The organism is Clostridium thailandense (genome assembly GCF_019207025.1).
In the GTDB taxonomy this organism is placed as follows: Bacteria; Bacillota; Clostridia; order Clostridiales; family Clostridiaceae; genus Clostridium_AM; species Clostridium_AM thailandense.
In genome coordinates, this window is record NZ_JAEEGC010000032.1 from 48,987 (window position 1) to 54,986 (window position 6,000).

The window sequence follows — 6,000 nt, forward strand, 5'->3', positions numbered from 1 at the left end:
AAAATACAATAAAATGCTTGACGATTGCAAAAAATGTTATTATAATTTGATCATAGATTAATTTTGAAGGGATAGATTTTTTATGGAGAATCAATTTTATACAATAGATAAAATTGCAGAAATATTAGGTCTGCATCACAAAACTATTAGAAAGTTTATAACAGAAGGTAAGCTTGCAGCAAGTAAAGTCGGAAAGCAATGGAGAATTTCAGGTCATGATTTAAGTATTTTTATGGAAAAAAACAATGTTAATATAAGTGATGAAAAGATTAGTGAAGAGTCAAATATTGATTTTGTTACTAATGGAGAAGTAAAAGATAATATAAAGCAAAAGGTAAATGTGTCTACTGTTGTGGATATTAATGATGTAGATAAGGAAGAATATTTTAGAATATCAAATACTCTTATAGCACTAATGAATTGTAAAGATTCTAAAATAGGAAAATCCACAATTAATATGAAATATGATGAAAAGGTAAATAGATTAAGAGTTTTATTATGGGGAAATATAAGCTTTATTGAAGAGATGCTAAGTTCAATTTCTATGCTTGTGGAACAAACTAAAGGAGAGTGAATACTTTGAATTACAGAGTAGTAGATAAAAATAACAATAAATATATTGAATTTGCTTCTGATTTTAAGAAACTTTCTTCAGAGCAAGATGTGGTGGATTGCATATCTATATGTATGGAAAATGACGTTTATAAAATAATACTGCGTTCTAATGTATTATCTGAAGATTTTTTTAATCTTAAAACTGGACTCGCAGGTATTGCATTGCAAAAATTTATAAACTACCACGTAAAAGTTGCTGTTATTATTGAAGAGGTCGAAAAGCTTAATGATAGATTTAAAGAAATGATTATGGAAGCTAACAAAGGAAATCATTTCAGAACATTTAAGAATATTCAGGATGCTGAAGCTTGGATTTCAAATTGATGACACTAAGGAGAAAGGTATAGATAAGTTATATTACAAAGTTAATGGGAATCAGCCTATACCAGAAGAAATGTTAAAATATCAGAAGCTTATAGGAAAGAGCTTTAATTATAGGCGAGAGACAATTCCTATATTTTCTGATAATGAATTAAAATTATTAACCATGCCAACTGTACTATTTGTAGGAGCAAAAGATATAATGCTCTATTCAGATAAGACTGCAAGACGTTTAGGAGGGTTACTTCCACATGCAGAAATAAATATTATAGCTGAAGCTGGTCATTCTAATGTTAGTGATGTAAATAAAATAATAGCGTGGTTAAATTTTAATAGTTAGTGATATTGAATTATAAAAACAAAAGTTTACGTTATACCCGTTACGGAGAATCTCTTTTGTTTTTCTTTTAAGTGAATGAAGAGCCTTCAACAGGTGAGGATTCTTCATTTTCGCTTCTAAAGAAGTGTTCTTGTATTTCTTCATCGAACTTGAGATTAACATTGTTGATTGCTCTGTCTAGGTTAATGACTATATCCTTAATGATAAGTTGTAAGAGATCCTGTAAAATCACCACAGTTTGTAAATTGAAAAATTATGATGAAACAACACAGTTCCTTCCTTGACCTTTTCCTTTATATAATGCATCGTCTGCTTTTTTTATTGTATCATCAATCATTTCATAATCTTCATTAGCGGTTACCCCAAAGGACAATGTAAGTGATACTTGAATTCCATTATACTCAATAATTTCTTCTTCAATAATTTTCCTGATTTTATCCGCCAGTATGCTGGCATTCACGATTTCTGTTTCTGGAAGCAAGATAAGAAATTCCTCTCCTCCCCACCTGGATACAAAACCTCGTTCTTGAACCGCATCTCGTAAGTTTTGGGATACTACTTTCAGCACTTGATCTCCGCAGTCATGTCCGAAGTTATCATTTATCTTTTTAAAATAATCTATATCTGCAATGATAATTGAAAATTTGTTTTTAGTTTTTTTATAATTTATAAGCTCATTTTCAAGTTTTTCCATAATATATCTCCGGTTGTATAGCCCAGTTAATGAATCCGTTTTTGAAATCAACTCTAACCTCTCCATGTTGCATTGCATGGAAACTATTTGAGATGCTGAAAATATTCCTACAAATACAAGTACATATCCCACGATTATGAATGATAAAAACAATATCATATCATATATAGAATTAAAATTTCTTAAATGTGCAATGTGTGTGGGTGTCGTAAAGTTAGTAATTAACAATAAAAAGGCAATAACTGGGTATAAAGACATATACCTTATGGTTTTATCAGACACTAAGTTAAGAATTGCTTTGTAATGTTTACCTATCCCAAAATAAGCAGCTAATAAGAATAAAATATTAATAAAATTTCTGAAAATATATATAAGGTTTTGAGTATAATTAATATCATCAATACCTGAAACTAATTCTGCGAATGGTGTAGCAATAAAAAGTGCAATTGTAGAGAACAGCCAAATACTAAAGAAAGTAAATACTTTTTTTGACAGGGACTCTTCAAAAACTAAGTTTAGATATACTATGTAAAAAAAGGAGATAAAATACAGAATAACCTTTACGATTCCCTCGTTATCTGTATATCCTGTCAAATAAATACCATTTAAAAAAATAAATAATGTATTTAATATAAAAGCAACTATACAGAATCTTATTGTTTTTTTTCTTGTAAGCAGGCTGTGAGCTGTTAAAACGAAAAAAAGGATTGTGAAAAACGAGGATATTCTATAAGTAAACATCGTATCTACTCCTCCCACTTTTATTATATCATATGAAATTTTTAAATAACAGGCTTATAATTTGCGCTTATTATGTGTATTATAGGAACAGATGTCACTTCATAGAGAATGTGTTTCACCCATATCTAAAAAAGAGGTTAAACTACAACCGGTTCCGACTAAAAGGAGGAAGGAGAATATGTATGAACTCATATGTGCTTAGCTTTCAGGAAATTGACAAAACAAAGCTTTCCATGGTTGGAGGTAAAGGCGCCAACCTAGGCGAATTATCCAAGATCGAAAAAATCCTAGTACCAGAAGGCTTTTGTGTTACCACAGAAGCCTATAAAAAGATAACTGAAAATAATGAGGAGCTTAATGGTTTATTAGATGAGTTATCGCATCTTAGAGTAGAAGATAGAGAAAAAATTGGTGAAGTTAGCAAGAAAGTTCGCATAGTCATTGAAAGAATAGCTATTTCTAAGGATATAGCAGAAGAGATAGCCACTTTTCTCACAAAGTTTGGTGAAAAAGATGGCTATGCCGTGCGTTCCAGCGCGACTGCAGAGGATTTACCAACAGCCTCCTTTGCAGGCCAGCAGGATACGTATTTGAACGTTATCGGAAGGGAGGCAATCCTAAAGCATATCAGCAAGTGCTGGGCATCGCTATTTACCGAAAGGGCAGTAACTTACCGCCTTCAAAATGGCTTCGATCACCGTAAAGTACACCTGTCTGTGGTTGTTCAGAAGATGGTGTTCCCAGAGGTGGCAGGGGTTTTGTTTACTGCCGATCCTGTAACTTCTAATAGAAAGGTGTTATCCATTGATGCCAGCTTCGGCCTTGGTGAGGCCCTGGTCTCTGGCTTTGTGAATGCTGATATCTATAAAGTGCAGAGCGGCAAGGCGATAGGCAAGAAGATATCCACCAAGAAGCTAGCTATTTATGCCTTAAAGAAAGGTGGTACGAAACAACAGGAGATTGAGCCTGAGATGCAGAATAGGCAAGCACTGACAGATGAGCAGATTTTGAGCCTTACGCTCATGGGCAGAAAGGTCGAAGAGCATTTCGGCTGTCCTCAGGACATAGAATGGTGTTTGGCTCAAGATACATTTTATATTGTCCAGAGTCGTCCAATCACTACTTTATACCCAATCCCAGAAGCGAAGGATGAAGAAAATCACGTCTATTTATCCGTGGGTCATCAACAAATGATGACAGACCCCTTGAAACCACTAGGAATGTCTTTAATGGAGTTAATATCTTTTGGACACAGGTTTAAAGCTGGGGGAAGATTGTTTGTTGATGTGGCACAAATGCTGGCTTCACCTGATAGCAGAAAAATGTTATTAAATAACATGGGGCAACACGATCCTCTCATGAAAGATGCACTTATGACCATAATAGAGCGAGATTTCATAAAGTGTTTACCAAATGATAAGAAAGAGAAGAGTTTTGGTAATGTTAATAAAAGTGTACCACCTACGGATACTCAAGCACAAATCGAAAGTAATCCATCAATCGTTTCTGATTTAATTAAGAAGAGCCAAACATCGATAGAAGAGTTAAAACAAAAAATACAAACCAAATCAGGATTAGATTTAATTGATTTTATTCTAAAAGATATAAATGAGTTAAAGAAGATTTTATTTGACCCACAAAGTACAGCTGTATTTATGGCTGCTATAAATGCTTCACATTGGATCAATGAAAAAATGATGGAGTGGTTAGGTGAAAAAAACGTAGCAGACACGCTTTCTCAATCTGTACCAAACAATATTACTTCGAAAATGGGTCTAGAGCTATTGGATGTTGCAGATGTGATTCGTCCTTATCCAGAAATAATTGATTATTTACAACATGTAAAAGATGATAACTTTTTGGAGAAAATAGTTAAAATTGATGGTGGACAGGAGACTAGGAATGCAATCTTGTCTTATTTGAGCAAATACGGAATGAGATGCAGCGGAGAAATCGATATAACTAGAACCCGCTTAAGCGAAAAACCAATTACACTTGTTCCCATGATTCTCAATAATATAAAAAACTTTGAGCCTAATGCTGGAAATAGGAAATTTGAGCAAGGGAAACAGGAAGCTTTGAAAAAAGAACAAGAGTTATTAGAAAGGCTGAAGCAATTGCCGGATGGAGAACAAAAGGCCAAAGAGACAAAACGAATGATTGACCTGATCCGGAATTTTATAGGTTATCGTGAATATCCAAAATACGGAATGGTTAATCGCTACTTTGTTTATAAGCAGGCTTTGATGAAGGAAGCCGAACGACTGGTGCAAGAAGGTGTTATTCATGAAAAAGAAGATATTTACTATCTAACTTTTGAAGAACTTCGGGAAGTTGTGCACACAAAAAAACTGGATTACCACATCATCAATAAACGAAAAGATGAGCATAAATTATATGAAAAACTAACTCTCCCACGGGTTATCACTTCTGATGGTGAAACACTCTCCGGTGAGTACAAACGAGAAAATTTTCCAGCGGGCGCTATTGCAGGTTTTCCTGTTTCTTCTGGAGTTATAGAGGGGCGTGCGCGTGTCATCTTAAACATGGAAGATGCTGATCTAGAAAATGGAGATATATTAGTCACCTCTTTTACTGACCCTAGCTGGACACCGTTGTTTGTATCTATAAAGGGCCTAGTCACCGAAGTTGGTGGACTGATGACCCATGGAGTAGTTATCGCACGTGAATATGGCTTACCAGCAGTTGTTGGAGTAGAAAATGCTACCAGACTGATAAAAGATGGGCAGCGTATTCGCGTGAATGGAACAGAAGGGTATGTAGAAATCCTATAATGGGGAAGATGTTGTCTTTCTCCTGGGGAATTAAATAAAAGATGAAAGCTAGAAAGGCTTCCCAATAAGGGGTGCCTTTTCATATGTGATGGATAACAAATGTGTTAAGGATACACAAAAATATATTAAGGAGTTAAAGATCAAAACTCCAACGCATAACCAACTTGTCAAAAATTTATCTGGAGGTAATCAGCAAAAGGTTATTGAATTAGTGGCTTTAGGCGTTTTGTACTTGTTCTTTGGTATTTTTGGTTCGAATTTTTTAACTAGTAGTACACTAATTATTATAATTGAATTAATATAGACATCCACGTCCGACACTTAACTTATGCGACCGGATATATTTACATTCTTCCAACACGATAAATACTTTTGACAAGTCTAAAGCCCATATTTTTAAAAAAGCTAAGACTTGTAGCAAAAGTATTTAAATGTGTCTTCCAGAATGTAAATATATCCCTGAGTATAAGTTAAGTGTCTGGGGTGGTTATCTA

5 protein-coding genes and 1 pseudogene are annotated in these 6,000 nt (G+C 34.0%); 5 read left to right on the top strand and 1 reads right to left on the bottom strand.

Annotated elements, in window-relative coordinates:
* The first annotated feature begins 82 nt into the window (after positions 1 to 82).
* Genes I6U48_RS07565 through I6U48_RS07575 form a run of 3 tightly spaced genes read left to right on the top strand, consistent with a single transcriptional unit; the run spans position 83 to position 1,276 of the window.
* Positions 83 to 574 carry a helix-turn-helix domain-containing protein gene (locus I6U48_RS07565; RefSeq protein ID WP_218319808.1) on the top strand — a complete coding sequence of 164 codons (492 nt, stop codon included), beginning with the start codon at positions 83 to 85 and terminating at the stop codon, positions 572 to 574.
* Positions 575 to 579: 5 nt separating this feature from the next.
* A complete protein-coding gene (locus I6U48_RS07570) occupies positions 580 to 939 on the top strand; it encodes a DUF4180 domain-containing protein (RefSeq protein ID WP_218319809.1) in 360 nt (119 codons plus the stop codon).
* A complete protein-coding gene (locus I6U48_RS07575; RefSeq protein ID WP_246615234.1) occupies positions 914 to 1,276 on the top strand; it encodes an alpha/beta fold hydrolase in 363 nt (120 codons plus the stop codon). Before I6U48_RS07570 ends, I6U48_RS07575 begins: the two co-directional genes overlap by 26 nt.
* A gap of 253 nt (positions 1,277 to 1,529) precedes the next feature.
* On the opposite strand, the gene I6U48_RS07580 is transcribed toward I6U48_RS07575, so the two are convergent.
* Positions 1,530 to 2,711 carry a GGDEF domain-containing protein gene (locus tag I6U48_RS07580; RefSeq protein ID WP_218319810.1) on the bottom strand — a complete coding sequence of 394 codons (1,182 nt, stop codon included), beginning with the start codon at positions 2,709 to 2,711 and terminating at the stop codon, positions 1,530 to 1,532.
* Positions 2,712 to 2,893: 182 nt separating this feature from the next.
* On the opposite strand from I6U48_RS07580, the gene ppsA reads away from it, so the two are divergent.
* Positions 2,894 to 5,506 (top strand): phosphoenolpyruvate synthase, encoded by a 2,613-nt coding sequence (gene ppsA, locus I6U48_RS07585; protein WP_218319811.1) that lies wholly within the window; start codon positions 2,894 to 2,896, stop codon positions 5,504 to 5,506.
* A gap of 115 nt (positions 5,507 to 5,621) precedes the next feature.
* Positions 5,622 to 5,711 (top strand): annotated as a pseudogene (locus I6U48_RS30455) (ATP-binding cassette domain-containing protein); the annotation flags it as partial.
* Positions 5,712 to 6,000: the final 289 nt, after the last annotated feature.